The sequence below is a fragment of the Mesorhizobium sp. M8A.F.Ca.ET.207.01.1.1 genome, from assembly GCF_004794715.1.
Taxonomy (GTDB): Bacteria; Pseudomonadota; Alphaproteobacteria; order Rhizobiales; family Rhizobiaceae; genus Mesorhizobium.
Genome location: NZ_SRUS01000007.1, coordinates 161,975 through 181,186 on the forward strand (window position 1 = coordinate 161,975; position 19,212 = coordinate 181,186).

The 19,212-nt window shown below is 63.5% G+C and carries 19 protein-coding genes; 1 reads left to right on the top strand and 18 read right to left on the bottom strand.

From position 1 onward, the window contains the following. Nucleotides 1–17 precede the first annotated feature (17 nt). From corA to rimP, 7 genes are all read right to left on the bottom strand, one after another. Nucleotides 18–1,112, bottom strand: coding sequence for a magnesium/cobalt transporter CorA (corA, locus tag EN850_RS21885; protein WP_135862091.1), 1,095 nt, complete (start codon nt 1,110–1,112; stop codon nt 18–20). Between the two features lie 45 nt (nt 1,113–1,157). Continuing rightward, nucleotides 1,158–2,144: a tRNA pseudouridine(55) synthase TruB gene (gene truB, locus EN850_RS21890; RefSeq protein WP_136092289.1), complete on the bottom strand. Its 987-nt coding sequence runs from the start codon at nt 2,142–2,144 to the stop codon at nt 1,158–1,160. Continuing rightward, entirely contained in the window at nt 2,144–2,554 is a 411-nt protein-coding gene (gene rbfA, locus EN850_RS21895) for a 30S ribosome-binding factor RbfA (RefSeq protein WP_127870742.1), read from the bottom strand. The genes truB and rbfA overlap by 1 nt, the downstream gene beginning before the upstream one ends. Before the next feature lie 125 nt (nt 2,555–2,679). Next, complete coding sequence (gene infB / locus EN850_RS21900; protein WP_127279032.1) at nt 2,680–5,256, bottom strand: translation initiation factor IF-2; 2,577 nt, start codon at nt 5,254–5,256, stop codon at nt 2,680–2,682. Then, nucleotides 5,253–5,903 (bottom strand): RNA-binding protein, encoded by a 651-nt coding sequence (locus EN850_RS21905; protein WP_013891268.1) that lies wholly within the window; start codon nt 5,901–5,903, stop codon nt 5,253–5,255. The genes infB and EN850_RS21905 overlap by 4 nt, the downstream gene beginning before the upstream one ends. Nucleotides 5,904–5,941: 38 nt before the next feature. Next, the gene (nusA, locus tag EN850_RS21910; RefSeq protein WP_027142036.1) at nt 5,942–7,537 is read right to left on the bottom strand and encodes a transcription termination factor NusA; all 1,596 of its coding nucleotides are present in this window, start codon (nt 7,535–7,537) and stop codon (nt 5,942–5,944) included. A 49-nt stretch (nt 7,538–7,586) separates the two neighbouring features. After that, nucleotides 7,587–8,234 carry a ribosome maturation factor RimP gene (gene rimP, locus EN850_RS21915; RefSeq protein ID WP_135882873.1) on the bottom strand — a complete coding sequence of 216 codons (648 nt, stop codon included), beginning with the start codon at nt 8,232–8,234 and terminating at the stop codon, nt 7,587–7,589. A gap of 288 nt (nt 8,235–8,522) precedes the next feature. On the opposite strand from rimP, the gene EN850_RS21920 reads away from it, so the two are divergent. Beyond that, the gene (locus EN850_RS21920) at nt 8,523–8,687 is read left to right on the top strand and encodes a hypothetical protein (protein ID WP_127279034.1); all 165 of its coding nucleotides are present in this window, start codon (nt 8,523–8,525) and stop codon (nt 8,685–8,687) included. Between the two features lie 62 nt (nt 8,688–8,749). Here EN850_RS21920 and EN850_RS21925 read toward each other — a convergent pair whose 3' ends face one another. The 11 genes from EN850_RS21925 to rimI all read right to left on the bottom strand — a co-directional run bounded on the left by EN850_RS21925 (nt 8,750) and on the right by rimI (nt 19,150). Then, a complete protein-coding gene (locus EN850_RS21925; protein ID WP_135882874.1) occupies nt 8,750–9,451 on the bottom strand; it encodes a tRNA (guanosine(46)-N(7))-methyltransferase TrmB in 702 nt (233 codons plus the stop codon). A gap of 27 nt (nt 9,452–9,478) precedes the next feature. Then, nucleotides 9,479–10,744 carry a methionine adenosyltransferase gene (gene metK, locus EN850_RS21930; RefSeq protein ID WP_127279030.1) on the bottom strand — a complete coding sequence of 422 codons (1,266 nt, stop codon included), beginning with the start codon at nt 10,742–10,744 and terminating at the stop codon, nt 9,479–9,481. A gap of 168 nt (nt 10,745–10,912) precedes the next feature. Then, nucleotides 10,913–11,332, bottom strand: coding sequence for a helix-turn-helix transcriptional regulator (locus EN850_RS21935; RefSeq protein WP_127279029.1), 420 nt, complete (start codon nt 11,330–11,332; stop codon nt 10,913–10,915). A gap of 139 nt (nt 11,333–11,471) precedes the next feature. Beyond that, nucleotides 11,472–13,064, bottom strand: coding sequence for an apolipoprotein N-acyltransferase (gene lnt, locus EN850_RS21940; protein WP_127279028.1), 1,593 nt, complete (start codon nt 13,062–13,064; stop codon nt 11,472–11,474). Between the two features lie 89 nt (nt 13,065–13,153). Then, nucleotides 13,154–13,624, bottom strand: a complete 471-nt coding sequence (locus EN850_RS21945; protein ID WP_135921057.1) for a VOC family protein — start codon at nt 13,622–13,624, stop codon at nt 13,154–13,156. A gap of 14 nt (nt 13,625–13,638) precedes the next feature. After that, a complete protein-coding gene (locus EN850_RS21950) occupies nt 13,639–14,715 on the bottom strand; it encodes a hemolysin family protein (RefSeq protein WP_136092230.1) in 1,077 nt (358 codons plus the stop codon). Nucleotides 14,716–14,743: 28 nt separating this feature from the next. After that, the gene (gene ybeY / locus EN850_RS21955) at nt 14,744–15,250 is read right to left on the bottom strand and encodes an rRNA maturation RNase YbeY (RefSeq protein WP_127279025.1); all 507 of its coding nucleotides are present in this window, start codon (nt 15,248–15,250) and stop codon (nt 14,744–14,746) included. A gap of 17 nt (nt 15,251–15,267) precedes the next feature. After that, nucleotides 15,268–16,260, bottom strand: coding sequence for a PhoH family protein (locus EN850_RS21960; protein ID WP_224536181.1), 993 nt, complete (start codon nt 16,258–16,260; stop codon nt 15,268–15,270). A gap of 83 nt (nt 16,261–16,343) precedes the next feature. Beyond that, nucleotides 16,344–17,753 (bottom strand): tRNA (N6-isopentenyl adenosine(37)-C2)-methylthiotransferase MiaB, encoded by a 1,410-nt coding sequence (gene miaB, locus EN850_RS21965; protein ID WP_136092231.1) that lies wholly within the window; start codon nt 17,751–17,753, stop codon nt 16,344–16,346. Nucleotides 17,754–17,828: 75 nt separating this feature from the next. Continuing rightward, nucleotides 17,829–18,629, bottom strand: a complete 801-nt coding sequence (locus EN850_RS21970; protein ID WP_127280631.1) for a 1-acyl-sn-glycerol-3-phosphate acyltransferase — start codon at nt 18,627–18,629, stop codon at nt 17,829–17,831. A 26-nt stretch (nt 18,630–18,655) separates the two neighbouring features. Continuing rightward, nucleotides 18,656–19,150: a ribosomal protein S18-alanine N-acetyltransferase gene (gene rimI, locus EN850_RS21975; RefSeq protein WP_127280630.1), complete on the bottom strand. Its 495-nt coding sequence runs from the start codon at nt 19,148–19,150 to the stop codon at nt 18,656–18,658. Nucleotides 19,151–19,212 lie beyond the last annotated feature (62 nt).

Sequence of the window (19,212 nt, forward strand, 5' to 3'; positions counted from 1 at the left end):
GAAGCCTTTCGCCGTGGCTAAAGCCACTTCTTCCATCTGAAGAAGGCGATCAGCCCGACCGCGACGAGCAGCATGAAGACGAGTGCCGCCGGATAACCATAGTAGGATCGCAGCTCCGGCATGTTCCATGGCGAGGCGTCGGGACTAAAGTTCATGCCCCAGACGCCGACCAGGAAGGTGAGCGGCATGAAGATGACCGAGACGATGGTGAGGTAAGAGATGACGTCGTTGGTGCGCGCCTGGCTCAGCGACAGGTGCATCTCGATCAGCCCGGTCAGCATGTCGCGCTGGGTCTCGACCAGCTCGATCAGCCTGAGCGAATGGTCGAGCGTGTCGTTGAGGAAGACCTTGGTTTCAGCTCTGACATAGGACACATCGTTGCGGATCAGCGTCGCCAGCGCATCGCGCATCGGCCACAGCACGCCTTTGAGGACATTGGCATCGCGCCGCAATTCGTGCAGCTGCCGCATCTGGTGCTTGTGCGTCGAATGCAGCATCTGGTCCTCGATGCTGTCGACCAGGTCGCCGGCAGCCTCGATCGGCGGAAAATAGCTGTCGACGATGGCGTCGATCAGCGCGTAGGCGAGATAGTCGGCGCCGCGTGTGCGCAAGCGGTTGGGCGCCGAACTCTCGATGCGCTTGCGCACGGGATCGAAGGGATCGCCCTCGCGCTCCTGGAAGGTGACGACGAAGTTCTCGCCGAGGAAGAGAGCGATCTGCTCGTAACGATGCGACGTGACATCGTCGATCATGCGCACGACGACGAAGGCGTGATCCTCGAAGAAGTCGACTTTCGGCCGCTGGCCGGTGTTGACAACATCCTCCAGCGCCAGCGGATGCAGGCTGAAGATGCGGCCGATCTCCTCGATCAATTGGATGTTGGCGAGGCCGGTGCAGTCGAGCCAGATGACGGGCCATTTCCGGCAATTGGCCTTGACATCGTCGATGCTGGCATTCTCGATGGTCTTGAATTTCTGCGGCGAGATCAAGGTCAGCCGCAATTCGGAGCGCCGCGCCGCCGGATCGGCGATCAGCGTACCGGGCGAGGCGCCGACAGGCGGCCGCCTCGTCTTCACCGGCGCGCGCTTCTTGACCGTGTCAGCCTTTGCCATGGAGCCCCTCTGCCGCGATGTCGTGCCGACATTAGATGAGTGGCATCACCCGGCAAAGACCCGCTTGGGCTTGAACATGCCTTGCTCGATCGCGCCGATGGCGACCAGCTTGCCGCGAGACCTCGCGCAGGCCTCTTCGGCCTCCACAGGTGCGTCACGGCCACGAATGATGACAGGATTGCCGAGGCGGATCTTTGTCGCCGCGTCATCGCTGATGGCGATCTGCGGCAGGCAGTCGAGGGCAGCCGAGGTGTCCACCAGAAGCGTGTCGATGGCGCCGAAGTCGACCGGCTTGGCCACCGCGTCTGCCGGTTCGGCGTCGTCGGCCGCTTCCGAATTCTCATCGCCAGTGGCGCCGAAGCGGGCGGCCTCGAGTTCGGCAATGGTGACGAAGTCCTCTGGCGTGAACGGCTCGACCTCGACCCGGCGCAGCTCGCTGATATGGCCGAAGCAGCCGAGGTCGCGGCCCATGTCGCGGGCCAGCGAACGCACATAGGTGCCCTTACCGCATTCGACTTCGAAAATCGTCTGGTCCGGCTTGTGCTCGACAATATCGAGCCGGCCGATCTCGATCTCACGTGGCGGTATGTCGACCATCTCGCCTTCGCGGGCGAGGTCGTAGGCGCGCTCGCCCGCAATCTTGATCGCCGAAAACTGCGGCGGCGTCTGCATGATGACGCCGGTGTATTTCGGCAGCAGCGCCCGCACCTCGGCTTCCGCCGGACGCAGGTCGGAGCTCTTCGTCACCGGCCCTTCAAGATCGTCGGTGGAGCGCTCATCGCCCCAGGCAACGGTGAAGCGGTAGATCTTGGCGCCGTCCTGCACGTAGGGCACGGTCTTGGTGGCTTCGCCGAGCGCGATCGGCAGCATGCCGGAGGCAAGAGGGTCTAGCGTGCCGGCATGGCCGGCCTTTTCGGCCTGGAACAGCCATTTGATCTTGGAGACGGCTTCGGTCGAGCCCATGCCGACCGGCTTGTCCAGCACCACCCAGCCGGAGACCGGCCGGCCCTTCTTCTTGCCGCGACGCGCCATCATTCTTCTTCCTTGTTGTCGTCGGTATCCAGATCGCGCGCCACTTCGGGCGATTTCAGCAGGTCGTTGATCCTGGCGAAATTGTCGAAGGAGGTATCGAGCCGGAAGCGGAATTCCGGCATGTATTTCATCTGCCTGAGCGCACCGGAGACGCGGCCACGCACGAACTTGGCATGCTTGTTCAGCGCCTCGATCACCGCGTTGGCATCCTTGGCGCCGAGCGGAGAAACAAAGGCGGTGGCGATCTTGAGATCGGGCGACATGCGCACTTCCGAGACCGAAACGACCGAATTTTCAATCAACGGGTCGATGATCTCGCCGCGCTGCAAGGTTTCGGAGAGTGCATGGCGCACCTGCTCGCCGACGCGCAGCATGCGCTGGGATGGGCTTGATGTTGTGGAACGGGGCATTTTTCTCAATCCTGAAAGCGTGAGGCGCGGGATAGGACCGTGCCGCATGTCTCAAACGGTCATTCTCAATAGCACTGACACGGCGGTCTTTCGACCACCGCCCAATATCGACAAGCCACTCGAACTCAGAGTGTGCGGGTCACCATCTCGACGCGGAAGCACTCGATGATGTCGCCGACGCGCATGTCTTCGTAGTTCTGGAAGGCCATGCCGCATTCCTGGCCGCCCGGGACTTCCGAAACCTCGTCCTTGAAGCGCTTCAGGGTCTTCAGCGTGCCTTCGTGGATGACCACGTTGTCGCGGATCAGGCGCACGCCCGCGCCACGCTCGACCTTGCCCTCGGTGACACGGCAGCCGGCGATCTTGCCGACCTTGGTGATGTCGAAGATCTCGAGGATCTCGGCATTGCCGATGAAGGTCTCGCGACGCTCCGGCGACAGCAGGCCCGACAGAGCCGCCTTCACATCATCCACCAGGTTGTAGATGATCGAGTAGTAGCGGATCTCGATGCCCGCGGCCGCGGCCGCGGCACGCGCCTGCACATTGGCGCGCACGTTGAAGCCGATGATCGCCGCGCCGGACGTTTCCGCCAGCGAGACGTCGCTTTCGGTGATGGCGCCGGCGCCGGAATGAACGATGCGCGCACGCACTTCGTCGGTGCCGAGCTTATCCAGGGCAGCATTGATCGCTTCGATCGAACCCTGCACGTCGCCCTTGATGACCAGCGGGAATTCCTTCAGCCCGCTCGTCTGCAACTGCGACATCATCTGTTCGAGCGAGCCACGCTGGCCGGCATGCCTGGCCACCGCCTTCTCGCGTGCCAGACGCTGGCGATATTCGGTGATCTCGCGGGCGCGGGCCTCGTTGTTGACCACCGCGAAGCGGTCGCCGGCCTGCGGGGTTCCCTGAAGGCCGAGCACCTCGACCGGCATCGCCGGCGGCGCTTCCTTGATCTGCTCGCCGCGATCGTTGACGAGCGCGCGCACACGGCCCCATTCGTTGCCGGCGACGAGGATGTCGCCCGGCATCAAGGTGCCGGTCTGCACCAGCACGGTGGCGACGGGACCACGGCCCTTGTCGAGCTGCGCCTCGATGACGACACCTTCGGCGGTGCGGTCGGGGTTGGCCTTGAGGTCGAGGATTTCGGCCTGCAGCAGGATCGCTTCGAGCAACTTGTCGAGATTGGTGCCCTTGGTCGCCGACACTTCGACGTCCAGCACCTCACCGCCCATCGATTCGACGAAGACCTCGTGGCGCAAGAGTTCCGAGCGCACTTTCTGCGGATCGGCATCATGCTTGTCGATCTTGTTGATCGCCACGATGATCGGAACGCCGGCCGCCTTGGCATGGCTGATCGATTCGATCGTCTGCGGCATGACGCTGTCGTCGGCCGCAACCACCAGGATGGCGATGTCGGTCGCCTGGGCGCCACGGGCGCGCATGGCCGTGAAGGCGGCGTGGCCGGGCGTGTCGATGAAGGTGATCTTCTGACCGTTCTTCTCGACCTGATAGGCGCCGATATGCTGGGTGATGCCGCCGGCCTCGCCGGAAACGACATTGGCGTTGCGGATGGCATCGAGCAGCGACGTCTTGCCGTGGTCGACGTGGCCCATGATGGTGACGACCGGCGGACGCGACACGAGGTCTTCCGGGCGGTCGGCGATGTTGAACAGGCCTTCCTCGATGTCGGACTCGGCGACGCGGCGGACCGTGTGGCCGAATTCGGTGGCCACCAGCTCGGCCGTGTCGGCGTCGATGACGTCGCCCGGCTTCAGGATCTGGCCCTGCTTCATGAAGTACTTGACCAGGTCGACAGCACGCTCGGACATGCGCTGCGCCAGTTCCTGGATGGTGATGGTCTCGGGCAGGATCACTTCGCGCATGACCTTTTCGCGCGGCTCATTGTGCATCGCGCGCTTGAATTTTTCCTGGCGGCGACGCATCGACGACAGCGAACGGGCCCGCGCATCCTCGTCGGACAACGCGGAATTCAGTGTCAGCTTGCCACGGCGGCGGTCTTCCTCGCTCTTGGTCGGCTTGGCCGGGCGCGCCACTTCGGGCGTGACCAGGCGGCGCACCGGCGCACCAGCGATCGCCCGCTTCGGCTTGACCTCTTCCTCCTCGTCGGCGGTCGCCAACTCAGCGGCTTGCGGTGCGCGGCGGCGAGCCTCTTCCTCGGCGCGACGGCGCGATTCGGCCTCGGTCTGCAGCCGTGCCTCTTCCTCGGCCTGGCGGCGCGCCGAGTCCTCGCGTTCGCGCTTGCGGCGCTCTTCGTCCTCGGCGCGGCGCTTGGCCTCTTCGGCCGCGCGCTGACGGTCTTCGACCTCGCGGACCTTCGAGCCCTCGAGCGCCCTGCGGCGCGCGTCCATTTCGCTGCGCGACAATTCGTTCAGCACCATGCCGCTGCGCTCGACCGGAGGCCGCGGCGGGGGCGGCGCCTTGGGCGCTTCCTGCACGACAGGTGCCGCCACGACCGCCGGCTTCGGCGTGAAGACGGGCGCAGCCGGAGCGGCAACCGGCTCCGGCTTATCACCGGGCAGCGAGAACTTGCGCTTCTTGGTCTCGACCACGACCGACTTGGTACGGCCGTGCGAGAAGTTCTGGCGCACAGTGCCTTGTTCCATGCCGGGGCGCTTCAGCGTCAAGGTCTTCTTCGGTGTAACACTCAACGTCTTGTCGTCGCCCGATTTCGTATCGTTCATTCCATATCCTCTGCAGCATCATCTTCGTCAGCAACGGCCGCAAGCATTGCAAGATCGTCCGGGGTTCCGCCCCGATATCGGTCGAGCGCAACCATGCGCTTCTGGACCGCCTTACCCGCGTCTCCCGCGAGGACGGCAGCATGTATCACATTTGTACCCCCCAATGCCAAGCTCAACTCGGCCTCGGAGAAAAGTTTGTAGGCAAGGATGGAAGGGCCGCCAATATGGACGGTCGCCCGCCGCGCCTGGCTGATCTTGCGTACGCCGTCGTCGGATGCCTCGGTCGCGTGGAGCACGAAAAGCGCCAGCCCGCCGCGCACCGCGCTCTCCACCTTGGTGGCACCCAGCGAAATCGCGCCTGCCTTGCGGGCAAGGCCCAGCATGCCTAAAGCGGACCTGGAGAGCAACCCGTCGACCATGCCGCCGAGATCGGGCGGTACGACCACCTGTGCCTTGAAGGCGCGGGCAAAAAGGTTCTTGGCCGCCGCCTTCTCGATATGTAGGCGGTCGGCACTCACCCAGCAACCACGGCCGGGCAGATTTCGCTTGAGATCGGGAACGACGGCCGAATCCGGACCGACGACGAACCGGATCAGTTCATCCGGTTCGGCCTGTTTTCGGGTGACGATGCAGGTGCGATCGTTCATCTCGTCCAAGGGCGGGTTGTGTGCGATGCGGTTTCACCTCACGCACCAACGGCTTCGTCAGCCGTTTCTTCTTCGGCCGCAAGCTCGTCCTCGGTGATCCAGCCGGCCTTGAGGCGAGCGGCCAGAACCATCTGCTCGGCGTCGGCGCGCGAAACGCCGTGGTTGGCCAGCACGCCGGGATAGACCTTGGTCTCGCCGTCCTTGCGTTCCTTCCAGCCGGTGAGGTCGTCGGCGGCATAGCCGGCGAAATCCTCGATCGTCTTCACGCCGTCCTCGCCGAGCGTCACCATCATGGCGGTGGTGACGCCTGGAATTTCGCGCAGATCATCCGAAACGCCCAGCGCCTTGCGCTTCTCGTCGTGCTCGGCTTCGATCTTCTCCAGATATTCGCGGGCGCGGGTCTGGATTTCAGAGGCGGTATCCTCATCGAAGCCGTCGATGGAGGCGATTTCGCCGGCATCGACATAGGCGACTTCCTCGACGCTGGTGAAACCTTCGGAGGCCAGCACCTGACCGACCATCTCGTCGACATCGAGCGCTTCCATGAACAGCGCCGAGCGCTCGACGAATTCCTTCTGACGGCGCTCGGATTCCTCGGCCTCGGTCAGGATGTCGATATCCCAGCCAGTGAGCTGCGAGGCAAGGCGCACGTTCTGGCCGCGGCGGCCGATGGCCAGCGACAGCTGATCGTCGGGAACCACCACTTCGATGCGCTCCGCATCCTCGTCGAGCACGACCTTGGCGACTTCCGCCGGCTGCAGCGCATTGACGATGAAGGAGGCGGCCGAAGGCGACCACGGAATGATGTCGATCTTCTCGCCCTGCAATTCGCCGACGACGGCCTGGACGCGGCTGCCGCGCATACCAACGCAGGCGCCGACCGGATCGATCGAGCTATCACGCGAGATGACGGCGATCTTGGCGCGCGAGCCCGGGTCGCGGGCGACCGACTTGATCTCGATGATGCCGTCATAGATCTCAGGCACTTCCATGGTGAAGAGCTTGGCCATGAACTGCGGATGGGTGCGCGACAGGAAGATCTGCGGGCCACGCTGCTCGCGGCGCACGTCGTAGACATAGGCGCGGACGCGATCGCCATATTTGTAGTTTTCACGCGGAATCAGCTCGTCGCGACGAATGATCGCTTCGCCACGGCCGAGATCGACGATGACGTTGCCATATTCGACGCGCTTGACGGTGCCGTTGACGATCTCGCCGATACGGTCCTTGTACTCGTCGTACTGGCGGTCACGCTCGGCCTCGCGCACCTTCTGCACGATAACCTGCTTGGCAGACTGGGCGGCGATGCGGCCGAAATCCATCGGCGGCAGCTGTTCGGCGATGAAATCGCCGAGCTGGGCGTCGGGATTGCGCTCGCGGGCGGAGGAAATGGCGATCTGGGTGGCGTAATCGTCGACCTTCTCGACCACTTCCATCAGCCGCTGCAGCTTCATCTCGCCGGTGTTCGGGTTGATGTCGGCGCGGATGTTGGTCTCCTGACCATAACGCGAACGCGCCGCCTTCTGGATCGCATCGGCCATGGCGGCGATGACGATCGACTTGTCGATCGACTTTTCACGCGCGACCGCATCGGCAATCTGCAGCAGTTCAAGTCTGTTGGCGCTTACAACCATGTTCTTTCTCCCGAGCCTGTTCGCCGGACCTTTGCGCCCGGCAGCTCAATCAAATTTCCTGTTCGTGTTCTTCCGTGACGTCCGGTTCCGCACCCTCGGACACATCGTCGTCCGGTTCACCGCGACGTCTCTTGGCTTCCTTGCGCGCCCTGTTGTCCTTCGACAACGCTTCGCGAATGAGGTCGTCGGTCAGGATCAGCCGGACATCGGCAATGGCATCGTAGGGCACGCGCACCGTCGGCTCCTCACCATAGGCCGCCTTGTCGCGCTCGATCAGCACATCGTTCTCACCGGCCTCGGCGATCTTGCCCTTGAAACGCTTGCGATCGGCGACGACGACCGAAGTCTCCATCTTCACCAGATGACCGGTCCAGGTCACGAAATCCGATTTGCGCACCAAGGGCCGATCGATTCCGGGCGAAGAAACTTCGAGATGATAGGCCTTTTCGATCGGATCATCGACGTCGAGCGCCGGCGACACCGCGCGGCTGACCTCTTCGCAATCCTCGACGGTCATGGTGCCGTCCTCACGCTCGGCCATGATCTGCAGCGTCAGTCCGTTCTGGCCGGACAGATGCACGCGCACGAGGCGAAAGCCGATGCCGCGCAGCACCGGCTGGACGATCAGCGCAATGCGCGCATCGATGCCGCTTTCGCGGATGATGCGGTCGTCGCCCTCGTTTGCCGTTGCGGTCATTCGATCCCTGTCGCTCAATTCGAAGCTATCGGCAGGTAATAAAAAAGAGCGGGACCGGGTGGACCCACTCTTCGTCATACCGACCAAGAATTTGAGGCTGATATAGACGATCCGGGCTGGTGTTTCAAGTCCGCAGTCCCGGCCGGACAAAAGCCTGTGGGTTCAGGGTTGTTCCAGGCGCATGGCCGCCATGCGGCAATCCCCCTGTGAGAGCCCGCGTCGCGCTCTTATTTGTTAGCCATCAAATGAATTGAATTGGCGCGCGCTGGCGCGCGGAAGGACAAGATCATGAGCAACCGCAGGATATTCTCCGCCTTGGGCGATCTCTTCACCACATTCGGCAGCGCCGTTGCCGCATCGCGCGCCGTGGAAGCCGGGCGTAAGCCACGAGCCGACGACCTGCGCAATCTCGGCATGGACCCGGCCATATTCAACAGGATCGGCCGTTTCTGACTGTGATGAGCATTCGATTCGGCTCCCGGTAAGTTGCCGGAGCCGTCGACGGTCGGGAGCGCCTACGTCCTGATGAAGGTAAGATAGGCCGGCCGGCGCCCCTCGCGAATGGCCTTGGCCTCATAGCGTGTACCCGGCCAACCCTCATAGGGACGATGCCAGTCGGCTGCCTCATCCGCCTGCCACGCAAAAGCGCCATGCGCCCGGCAATGCAGCAAGGTCCAGTTCACATAAGTGTCGATGTCGGACGCGAAGCGGAATTTTGAGGCCGGCTTCAGGACGCGCGCGAAACGGTCGAGATTGACCGGGCTGACGAAACGCCGCTTCCAGTGCTTCTTCTTAGGCCAGGGGTCGGGATAGAGAAGGTCGATACCGTCGAGCGAGGACGGCGGCAGCCAGTCAAGCAACTGGGTGGCGTCGTCGTCGTAGACCCTGAGATTGGCCAGCGGCACTGCCCGCACCGCCATCATCATCTTGGCCATGCCGTTGACGAAGGGCTCCACGCCGATGAAGCCGATCGTCGGCGCCTCGGTCGCGCGATGCAGAAGATGTTCGCCGCCGCCAAAGCCGATCTCAAGCCGAACCGCCGAAACGTCGGTTTTGAACAGGGTCCGCGGATCCGACGGGGCTTCAGCCGTCAGATCGAGCCGATAGGCGCCAAGCCCGCTTTCCAGCGCCGCCGCTTGCTGCGGGCGAACGGGTTTGCCGCGCCGACGGCCGAAGAAGGCTTCGGTCGTGCGGCTTGGCCTGTCCCCGTCACGCATCGATTGGCGCAAGTCCTGCCGCCGCCCTCAGGCCGCGACAGCATCCTTGAGCGCCTTGGCCAGATCGGTCTTTTCCCAGGAGAAAGACCCGTCACGGCCAGCCTTGCGGCCAAAATGGCCGTAAGACGACGTCTTGGCGTAGATCGGCTTGTTGAGATCGAGATGACGGCGAATGCCGGAAGGCGACAGGTCCATCACGGTGCGCAGGGCATCCTCGAGTTTGGCCTCGTCGACCTTGCCGGTGCCGTGCAGGTCGACATAGACCGACAGCGGCTGCGCGACGCCGATGGCGTAGGACAGCTGGATGGTGCAGCGGTCGGCAAGCTTCGCCGCCACGACGTTCTTGGCCAGGTAGCGCGCCGCATAGGCGGCCGACCGGTCGACCTTGGTGGTGTCCTTGCCGGAGAAGGCGCCGCCGCCATGCGGGGCCGCGCCGCCATAGGTGTCGACGATGATCTTGCGGCCCGTCAGGCCGGCATCGCCGTCCGGACCGCCGATGACGAACTTGCCGGTCGGGTTGATGTACCACATGCAGTCGTCAGCGATCTTGAGGTCGCCCAATGCCTCGCGGATATAGGGTTCCACGACCTTGCGGACCTTCTTGGAATCCCAGCTCGAATCGAGATGCTGGGTCGACAGCACGATCTGCGTCGCCTCCGCGGCCTTGCCGTCGACATAGCGAACGGTGACCTGGCTCTTGGCATCGGGGCCAAGCTTGCCGGCCTCGCCATTGTTCTCGTGACGGGCGGCGGCCAGGAGTTCGAGGATCTTGTGGCTGTAGTAGATCGGCGCCGGCATCAGGTCAGGCGTCTCGCGGCAGGCATAGCCGAACATGATGCCCTGGTCGCCGGCACCTTCCTCGCCCTGACGGTCGGCCGCGTTGTCCACGCCCTGGCCGATGTCGGGCGACTGGCCATGCAGCAGGACCTCGATCTTGGCCGTCTTCCAGTGGAAGCCGGCCTGCTCGTAGCCGATCTCGCGGATCGCCTTGCGGGCGACGGATTTGAACTTCGCCGGATTGACGATCGGGTGGCCCGCGGCATCCTTGAGGATATTGCCGGCCTTGTCCTTCTTCAAGAGCGTCTCGGGGACGCGCACCTCGCCGGCGATGACGACGCGGTTGGTGGTCGCCAGCGTCTCGCAGGCCACACGGACTTTCCACGGGTCCATGCCGGTCTTCTTGGCTTCACGATAGACCAGATCGACGATTTCGTCGGAGATCCGGTCACAGACTTTGTCGGGATGGCCCTCGGCAACGGATTCCGAGGTAAAGAAGTAGTTCTGCCGCGTCACGGGTGTCCCCTCTTGAAAAACGATCGGCAGGCTGCCGATTTTGGCGCGCCACGTGTTAGCGGGGCAAAGCGCTGCTCGTCAAGCGTTGCCGCCGGTCTGGCCTGAATGTCGGAGACGATATCTTGTGCCACCGGCGGCGCACGCCGCCGGTGCGAAGCGCATCGCGGATCAGTCGAGATCGTCCTCGGCGAGCGATTTCACCAGGTCTATGATCCTGCGGCGCACCTTGACGTCGGCGATCTTGACAAAGGCCCGGTTGAGCTGAAGCCCTTCGGGACTGCCGCAGAATTCGACGGCGAAAGCCATCGAGCTATCCTCGGCAAAACCACGGTTGGCCGTCAGCTCCTGGCCCGGCGCATCCTCGAAAAAGAAGGCGACGGGCACGCCGAGTATGGAGGCTATCGCCTGCAGACGGCTGGCGCCGACGCGATTGGTGCCCTTTTCATATTTCTGGATTTGTTGAAACGTGATGCCGAGATTCTCGCCCAGCTTTTCCTGGCTCATTCCGAGCATATTGCGGCGAAGCCGGACCCGGCTTCCAACGTGGATGTCGATGGGATTCGGTTTCTTCTTGTTTTCTTCTGTCATTTTTTCCTCGCCGAATTTTTTCGGCTTTGTGATTTTTTTCCTGCCCAAAGAAAACCGGAGGCGACTGCCCCAACAGAACGATCCACCGGCTTCGAGAAATTTTCAGGCGGTACAGTATGAGTTTCTAATGTGCCAACTGTCAATTCACCCGTAGCCTTTGCCTTACGTTCAACAGCACCCCCCCCAGCGCAAACAGCAACATGATCAGCGTTCCGTTAATGCGCCGCTGACGGGACGAAATCACCGTCTGTTCGGAAACAGGAACCTTCACATCGATGGCCCCGCGCGCGTCGATGGCCAGCGCATCGACGACGCGGCCACGGGGGTCGACAACGGCCGAGATGCCGTTGTTGGCAGCACGCAACAGGGGCAATCCGTTCTCCACCGCGCGAATCTGGGCCTGCCTGAAATGCTGATACGGTCCCGGCGTGTCGCCGAACCATGCATCATTGGTAACGTTCACAATAAGCTGCGCTGACGTTGCGTCAACTGCCACCAGATCGGGAAAGATCACCTCATAACAGATAAATGGCAGGGCACGAATGCCACCCGGCAGCGTGATGGGATGACGCTCGTTGCCAGCCGTGAACGTCATCGGCCCAGCGACGAGCTGTTCGATGCCGAAACGGCCGAGCAGGTCGGCAAAAGGCAGGTACTCGCCGAACGGCACCAGATGAACCTTGTCCACGGCATCGGCGATCTCGCCCTTGTCGTTGATCGCCACGACGGAGTTGTAGTAGCGGCTGTCGGGGCTTGCCGCCGAGCCGCCCTCTTCGCGCACGACGCCAGCGATCAGCATCTGGCCGTCGCCCAGCATGTCGCCCAGCGCCGTCAAGGCATCGGGGCGCTCGGTGAAAAGGAACGGCACCGAGGTTTCCGGCCAGAGAATCAGTTGCGGTCTTTCGTGACCTGGATCCGGCGCCTTGGAAGACAGGCCCAGCAAGGTGGCGAAGATGCGGTCACGCACCGAGGCATCCCACTTTTCCGACAGGTCGACGGCCGGCTGGACGATACGGACATCGAGACTGCGCGCCGCCGGCTTTTCGGGGGCCGCGATCCTGACATAGCCAAAGCCGGCATGGGCGGCGACGAGCAGGACAAACAGGGCGGCGCCCAGCCGAAGATGCCGGCGCGCCGCCAGCAGCGCCGGCAGTGCGAAAAGGAAAACCGCGAGCGCGTTCATGCCGATCATGCCGGTCACCGAGACGCTTTGCATCAAAAGGGGGACCGGCATCGCCGCGTAGCCGATGGCATTCCAGGGAAATCCGGTGAACAGGAAGCCGCGCAGCCACTCCGCCAGCGCAAAACCGAAGGCAAGGGCAGCGATACGGCCGATATCGCTGCTCCACAGGAGCCGGGCGACCATCGTTGCGAAGCCATAGAAAAATGCGAGCGCGAAAGGAATGCCGACCACGGCGAAGGGAAGCGCCCAGGCAAAATCGTCGGCCTCGACCAGCAGCGCCGAGCCGATCCACCAGAGGCCGGCGAGGAAATAACCGAAGCCAAACCACCAGCCGACGGCGAAAGCCGGCCGCAGGCGCCGGACCAGGCTGCCGGAGGCTTCGCCGGTCGCGCCGTCGAGCAGCCAGACCAGCACCGGAAACGAAATGAAACAGGCGGCGAAGAAATCGTAAGGCGCCTGGCCCAGCACCGCCAGCGCTCCGGCGAGAAAGGCCACCAGCGCGCGGCGCCAGCCCCAGAGCAGAATTATCCGGCCGGCAAGGCGCACCATGAATACTTCCGAGTCGCGCGAATCAGGAGCCAAGATTTATCAGGCCGCGGCCTGCACTCCAAACGCCGGCCGCATGACCGACCATGGCTCTACCGGTGCCAACCCTCGATGCGCAAGCCACCCAGGCGCTCGGCCTCTTCACGGGAAACAGAACGGATTGGCTGCGTGAACGTCCAGATATGGCCTTCGGGATCGCGCGCCCGATACTGGCGTTCGCCGTAGAACTGGTCCGCCGGTTCCTGGATTATGGCGGCACCGGCCGCGCGGGCCTGCTCGCAATGCGCATCGAGGCCGTCTTTCAGCCTGATATAGACCGACTGCGTGTTCTTGCCACCGACCGATGCGGGGCTCGCGACATGATCGGCCCATTCGGAATCGACGATGATACAACCATCCCCGAACCGCATCTCGGCATGGATCAGTTTCCCGCCGGTATCGCGGACCACCATGCTGGGCTCGAAGCCGAAGGCCTCTTCGAGCCAATCCAGCGCCGCACGCGGGTCGCGGTAGAACACGCCAGAACCGAGGACCGGATGCTTGAACGGATCCTCGATTGTCATTGCGCGGCAGCTTTTCAGGCCTGTTCGGTGCGCGCCGTGGCGCGCCGGCGGCGCTCGCCCTTCTGGCTCTGCACGATGCGCACGCGCTTGACGCGGCGCGGATCGGCATCGACCACATGGAACTCGAAGCCAGGGATGGCCTGCACCACCTCGCCACGCGCCGGCACGCGGCCGAGCGTGTTGAAGATCATGCCGCCAATGGTGTCGACATATTCGCCATGTTCACCCGCGGCGAAATCCTCGCCGATCATCTTGGCGACCTCGTCGATCTCGGCCTTGCCGTCGACGATGAACACGCCGTCGCCGGTCTGGGTGATCATCGGCTCATCGTCGTCGTGCTCGTCCTCGATGTCGCCGACCACCATCTCGACGATGTCCTCGAGCGAGACGAGGCCGTCCGTGCCACCATATTCATCGATGACCAGGGCCATTTGCGTGCGCGTCGTCTGCATGCGGCCCATCAAGTCGGAAGCAAGCATCGACGGCGGCACGAACAGGACCTGGCGGATCAGATTGAGCTCGCCGATGGTGCGCGCGAGGTCGACCTGGGCAAGATCAAGAACCGTGGCGACGGGCGTTTTGCGGCTCGTGCGGCCTTTCCTGACGCGCGCCAGCTTGGTGATATGGGCCAGCACGTCTCGGATATGGACCATGCCGCGCGGGTCGTCGAGCGTCTCGGAATAGACCGGCATGCGGGAATGGCCGGATTGTTCGAACATGCCAAGCAAGTCACCAAGCGTCGTGGCGATCTCGACCGCCTCGATATCGGCGCGCGGAACCATGACGTCCTCGACGCGCACTTCGCGCAGGCGCAGGATGTTGTTGAGCATGGCGCGCTCGCCAGGCGAGAAGGATTCGACATCGCTCGTCGTCTCGGCGAGCGCGCCGGCGATCTCCTCGCGCAGGCTGGTGCCATTGCGTTGCCGGAACAGGCCCAGCACGCGGTTGAACAGGGAGGGACCGGCAGGCGACGGCTCGATGGCGGCGCTGCCAGTGATGGTACTCGGACTTGATCCCTCTTCCGACGTATCGGAAGCCTTGGTCGCACTGCCGGCGTCGGGGCGGGCGGCAGTCTCTGGTTTGTCGTTCATCGTCGTCCGGTCAATTGGTCTTTTTTAGTTACGCGTAGGGATCGGGAATGGCAAGCCTTGCAAGCGCGGCGCGCTCGATGGCTTCCATCTCCTCGGCCTCGGCGTCGGTCTCGTGATCATGGCCCATGAGGTGCAGCAGGCCATGGATGACGAGATGGCAGATATGGTTCTCCAGCGGCTTGTCTTCCAGTGCCGCTTCGCGCGCCACGGTTTCGGCGGCAAGCACGATGTCGCCGAGCATCGGCGGCAGTGGGCCACCATTCACATGCGGAAAAGCCGGGAAAGACAAGACGTTGGTGGGCTTGTCCTTGCCGCGCCAGTCCGCATTCAAGGTACGGATATGGGCATCGTCGGAAAAAACAATGCTGAGTTCGGAATGACCCGTCACACCGGTCTCGGCAAAGGCGGCATCAACCGCGCGATCGACCAGCCGCGTCAGGCTTGCTTCATCGGGCCAGTCGCCCGCTTCAATCGATATGTCGATCTCGACGGGAACCGGAAGGCTCCCGCCGCCGGATGTGTTGTCCTCAGGCATGAGGCCGCATCGTCACATCAATTCTCGGCACCGAGGCCGCGCGCCAGCTTGGCGTCCCGGTCATAGGCCCTGACGATTTCAGCCACCAGCGGATGGCGAACGACGTCGACATCGTTGAAGCGCACGGTTACCGCGCCTGCCACACCGTCGAGGACACGCAAAGCTTCGACCAGGCCCGATTTGGTGCTCGGAGGAAGATCGATCTGGGTCGGATCGCCGGTGACGATCATGCGCGAGTTCTCGCCGAGACGGGTGAGAAACATCTTCATCTGCATCGGCGTGGTGTTCTGCGCCTCGTCGAGGATCACCGCGGCGTGCGCCAGCGTGCGGCCGCGCATGAAGGCAAGCGGCGCGATCTCGATCACTTCGGCCGCAATGGCGCGCTCGACCTTGTCGGCCGGCATCATGTCGTAGAGCGCGTCGTAGAGCGGACGCAGATACGGATCGACCTTCTCCTTCATATCGCCCGGCAGGAAGCCCAGCCGTTCGCCGGCTTCGACTGCCGGCCGCGACAGGATGATGCGCTCGACCATGCCACGCTCGAGCAGCATCGCCGCATGCGCCACCGCCAGGTAGGTCTTGCCGGTGCCGGCCGGACCGATGCCGAACACCAGCTCCGAACGCTCCAGCGCCCGCATATAGGCGTCCTGGTTGAGCGAACGGGCATAGATCGTCTTCTTGCGGGTGGCGATCTGGGCGGCGGAAACCTTGCCCTTGCGCTCCAGTGTCGGCAGCGTGAGCTGGTCGTCGGCGGCGATAGCCATGCGAACGGCACCGTCGACATCGGACTGGCCGATATCGACGCCCTTCTGCAGGATGCCGTACAGATTGTCCAAGGCACGGCGCGCCTGTTCGGCGGCGGACGCCGATCCTTTGATGGTCAGCTGATTGCCGCGCGAACGGATATCGACGCCGAGCTTCTGCTCGAGCCGGGCGAGGTTTTCGTCGAACTGGCCGTAAAGGGCGCTGGCAAGCTTATTGTTGTCGAAAGTCAGAACGATGTGCGCCATGTCAGAAGCCCCGGATGCCGGTACCGGGGGCAGATTCTTCAGCTCCGCTGCGCTCAACCGTCTCTCCTCATCTGCCGAGACCATCAGGCCAATTCGGCGAACAGGCTGTTGTAGCCCGTCTTCGTGATTCGCACCTTGATAATGTCACCGATTTCGCCGGCCTTTTCATCAACAATAACCGGCTGCAGCCAAGGCGAGCGGCCGACCTTCTGGCCGGCCTGACGGCCGGGCTTCTCGATCAGCGTATCGATGGTGCTGCCGACCAGGCTCAAGCCGAAATCCTGCTGTTGTTTCAGCAGCAATGCCTGCAGGCGCTGCAAGCGCTCGTCCTTGACCGTTTCCGGCACGTGGTCAGGCATGTCGGCCCCCGGCGTGCCGGGACGCGGCGAATATTTGAACGAGAAGGCCGAGGCGTAGCCCACCTGGCGCACCAGTTCCATGGTCGCCTCGAAATCGGCCTCCGTCTCGCCGGGGAAACCGACGATGAAGTCGCCCGACAGCGCGATATCGGGGCGCGCGGCGCGGATGCGGTCGAGCAGCGCCAGATAATCCTTGGCAGTATGCCTGCGGTTCATCGCCTTCAGAATGCGGTTTGAGCCCGATTGCACCGGCAGATGCAGATAGGGCATCAGCGACGGCAGGTCGCGGTGCGCCGCGATCAATTCGTTGTCCATGTCGCGCGGATGGCTGGTGGTGTAGCGCAACCGCGCCAGGCCGGGGATTTCGGCCAGCCGGAACAGCAGGCGGCCGAGACCCCATTCCGCGCCATTATCGCCCTCGCCATGCCAGGCGTTGACGTTCTGGCCGAGCAGCGTCACCTCGCGCACCCCGGCCTCGGCCAGGCGCTCGGCCTCCGCGACGATCTGCGCCACCGGCCGCGACACTTCCGAGCCTCTCGTATAGGGCACGACGCAGAAGGTGCAGAACTTGTCGCAGCCTTCCTGGACGGTGAGGAAGGCGGTGACGCCGCGCTTGATCAACTCGGCGCGCTTCGGCTGCGGCAGATGTTCGAACTTGTCCTCAATGGCGTATTCGGTCTCGACGATCTTCTCGCCGCCGCGCACCCGCGCCAGCACATCGGGCAGACGGTGATAGGTCTGCGGACCGATGACCAGGTCGACGGCCGGCGACCGGCGGATGATCTCGGCGCCCTCGGCCTGCGCCACGCAGCCGGCGACGCCGATCAGCATCTCGCGGCCGGCACCGGCGCGTTCGGCCTTCATGTCGCGGATGCGGCCGAGTTCGGAATAGACCTTTTCGGCGGCTTTCTCCCTGATGTGGCAGGTGTTGAGCAGCACCAGATCGGCTTCGCCGATGGCATCGGTCGCGGTATAGCCGTCGGCGGCCAGCGCGTCGGTCATGCGCTGAGAATCATAGACGTTCATCTGGCAGCCATAGGTCTTGATGAAGACCTTCTTCTCTGCCGTGGCGCGCACCGCCGGCTGTCCGGCCGCAGTGCCGATGTCGTCGCTTTCAATCGTGTTCAAGTCCATCCGGCGGCTTCTAACGCCTTTCCGTGACAAAAAACAGACGATTCTCGGCATGCGCCGGCTGGCTCCTGCCGGCGGCTAACGGCTCGGGAGGGGATCGGCGAGCGCCGCCTGCATCATCTCGCGCACCCGGCCTTCCATCAATTTGGCCGTTTCCTTGCGGTTGGAGCCCTTGGCAAAGGCGATCGGTTCGCCGAAATGCACCTCGACGTCGAGCGCGCCCTCGGCCATCAGCACCTTGAGATGCGGCATCAGGTCCTCGTCGCCGATCCAGGCCGCGATCGGGCGGTGGCGGCGGCCAAGCGGCACGCCGTGCAGGCGCGTGTAGACGATCGCCACCGGCTGGATGAACACTTCCTGCGCGGCACCTTCCGAGATCGCCATCGAGGCCGCGCCGAACAGCGTGCTCTTGAAAGGCAGGACGATATTGCCGTCACCGGTCGACCCCTCCGCGAACAGCACCATGGCGTCGCCCTTGGCCATGCGGCTGGCGATCTCGCTGGCCTGATCGCCCGAGGAGCGCTTGCGCTCACGCTCGATGAAGACGGTGCGTTGCAGCTTCGACAGCATGCCGATCAGCGGCCAGCCTTCCATGTCGGCCCGGGCGATGAATTTCACATCGGCAAAAGAGCCCAGCACCATGATGTCGGTCCAGGAGATGTGGTTGGAGGCAACCAGCAAGGGGCGTTTGTCGGAGAGCGTCCCCTTGACATGAATACGCATGCCGAGCGCCCGGATGATCAGCCTATGCCAGATCTTGAGGATGACGGTTTCCGGCCACCAGCCGGTTTTCATCGACAGGATCTGCAGCGGCACGAAAACCAGCGACCCGGCGACGACGAGGCCCAGCGCCAGGAAAATCCTGATTTTTCCGATCATATGTCCTGGCCCTACCCGATCCCTCGCTAGCGAAGATCGCGGCGCATGACAAGCGCGCCTGTCGGCCGGCGATCGGGCGACTTGTAGTAATCCGGGCGCTTGCCGACTTCCCGAAAACCCAGCCGACGATAGAGGGCGATCGCGGCGGCATTGGTCTCGTCGACCTCGAGGAACAGGGCCTCGGCGCGTTGCGAATGCAGTTCGCGCAGCACGGCGTCCATCAACTGCCAGCCCAATCCCTGGCGGCGATGCGACCGCGCCACCGCGACGGTCAGGATTTCGCCTTCGCCAGCGGCCAGCCGGGCGAGGACGAAGCCAACAGGCGGCTTGGCGCCCTGCCCGGTTTCGCGGGCGGCATAACCGAACACGGTGTCCTGTTCGAGCAAGGCGGCGAACTCACCGTCGGTCCATGGGCGGACAAAATCCTCGCGGTGCAGCACCGATATAGCGGGGCTGTCGGTGATCCTGAGCGGCTCGAGCGCGTAGTCCCGGCGACGCGATTGGAGAAAAGGTATGCGCATTAACTCTCGTTTTCTCGTCTGACCATGATCTCTGGACAAACGGGGCCGTTTGTCCGCGAAAA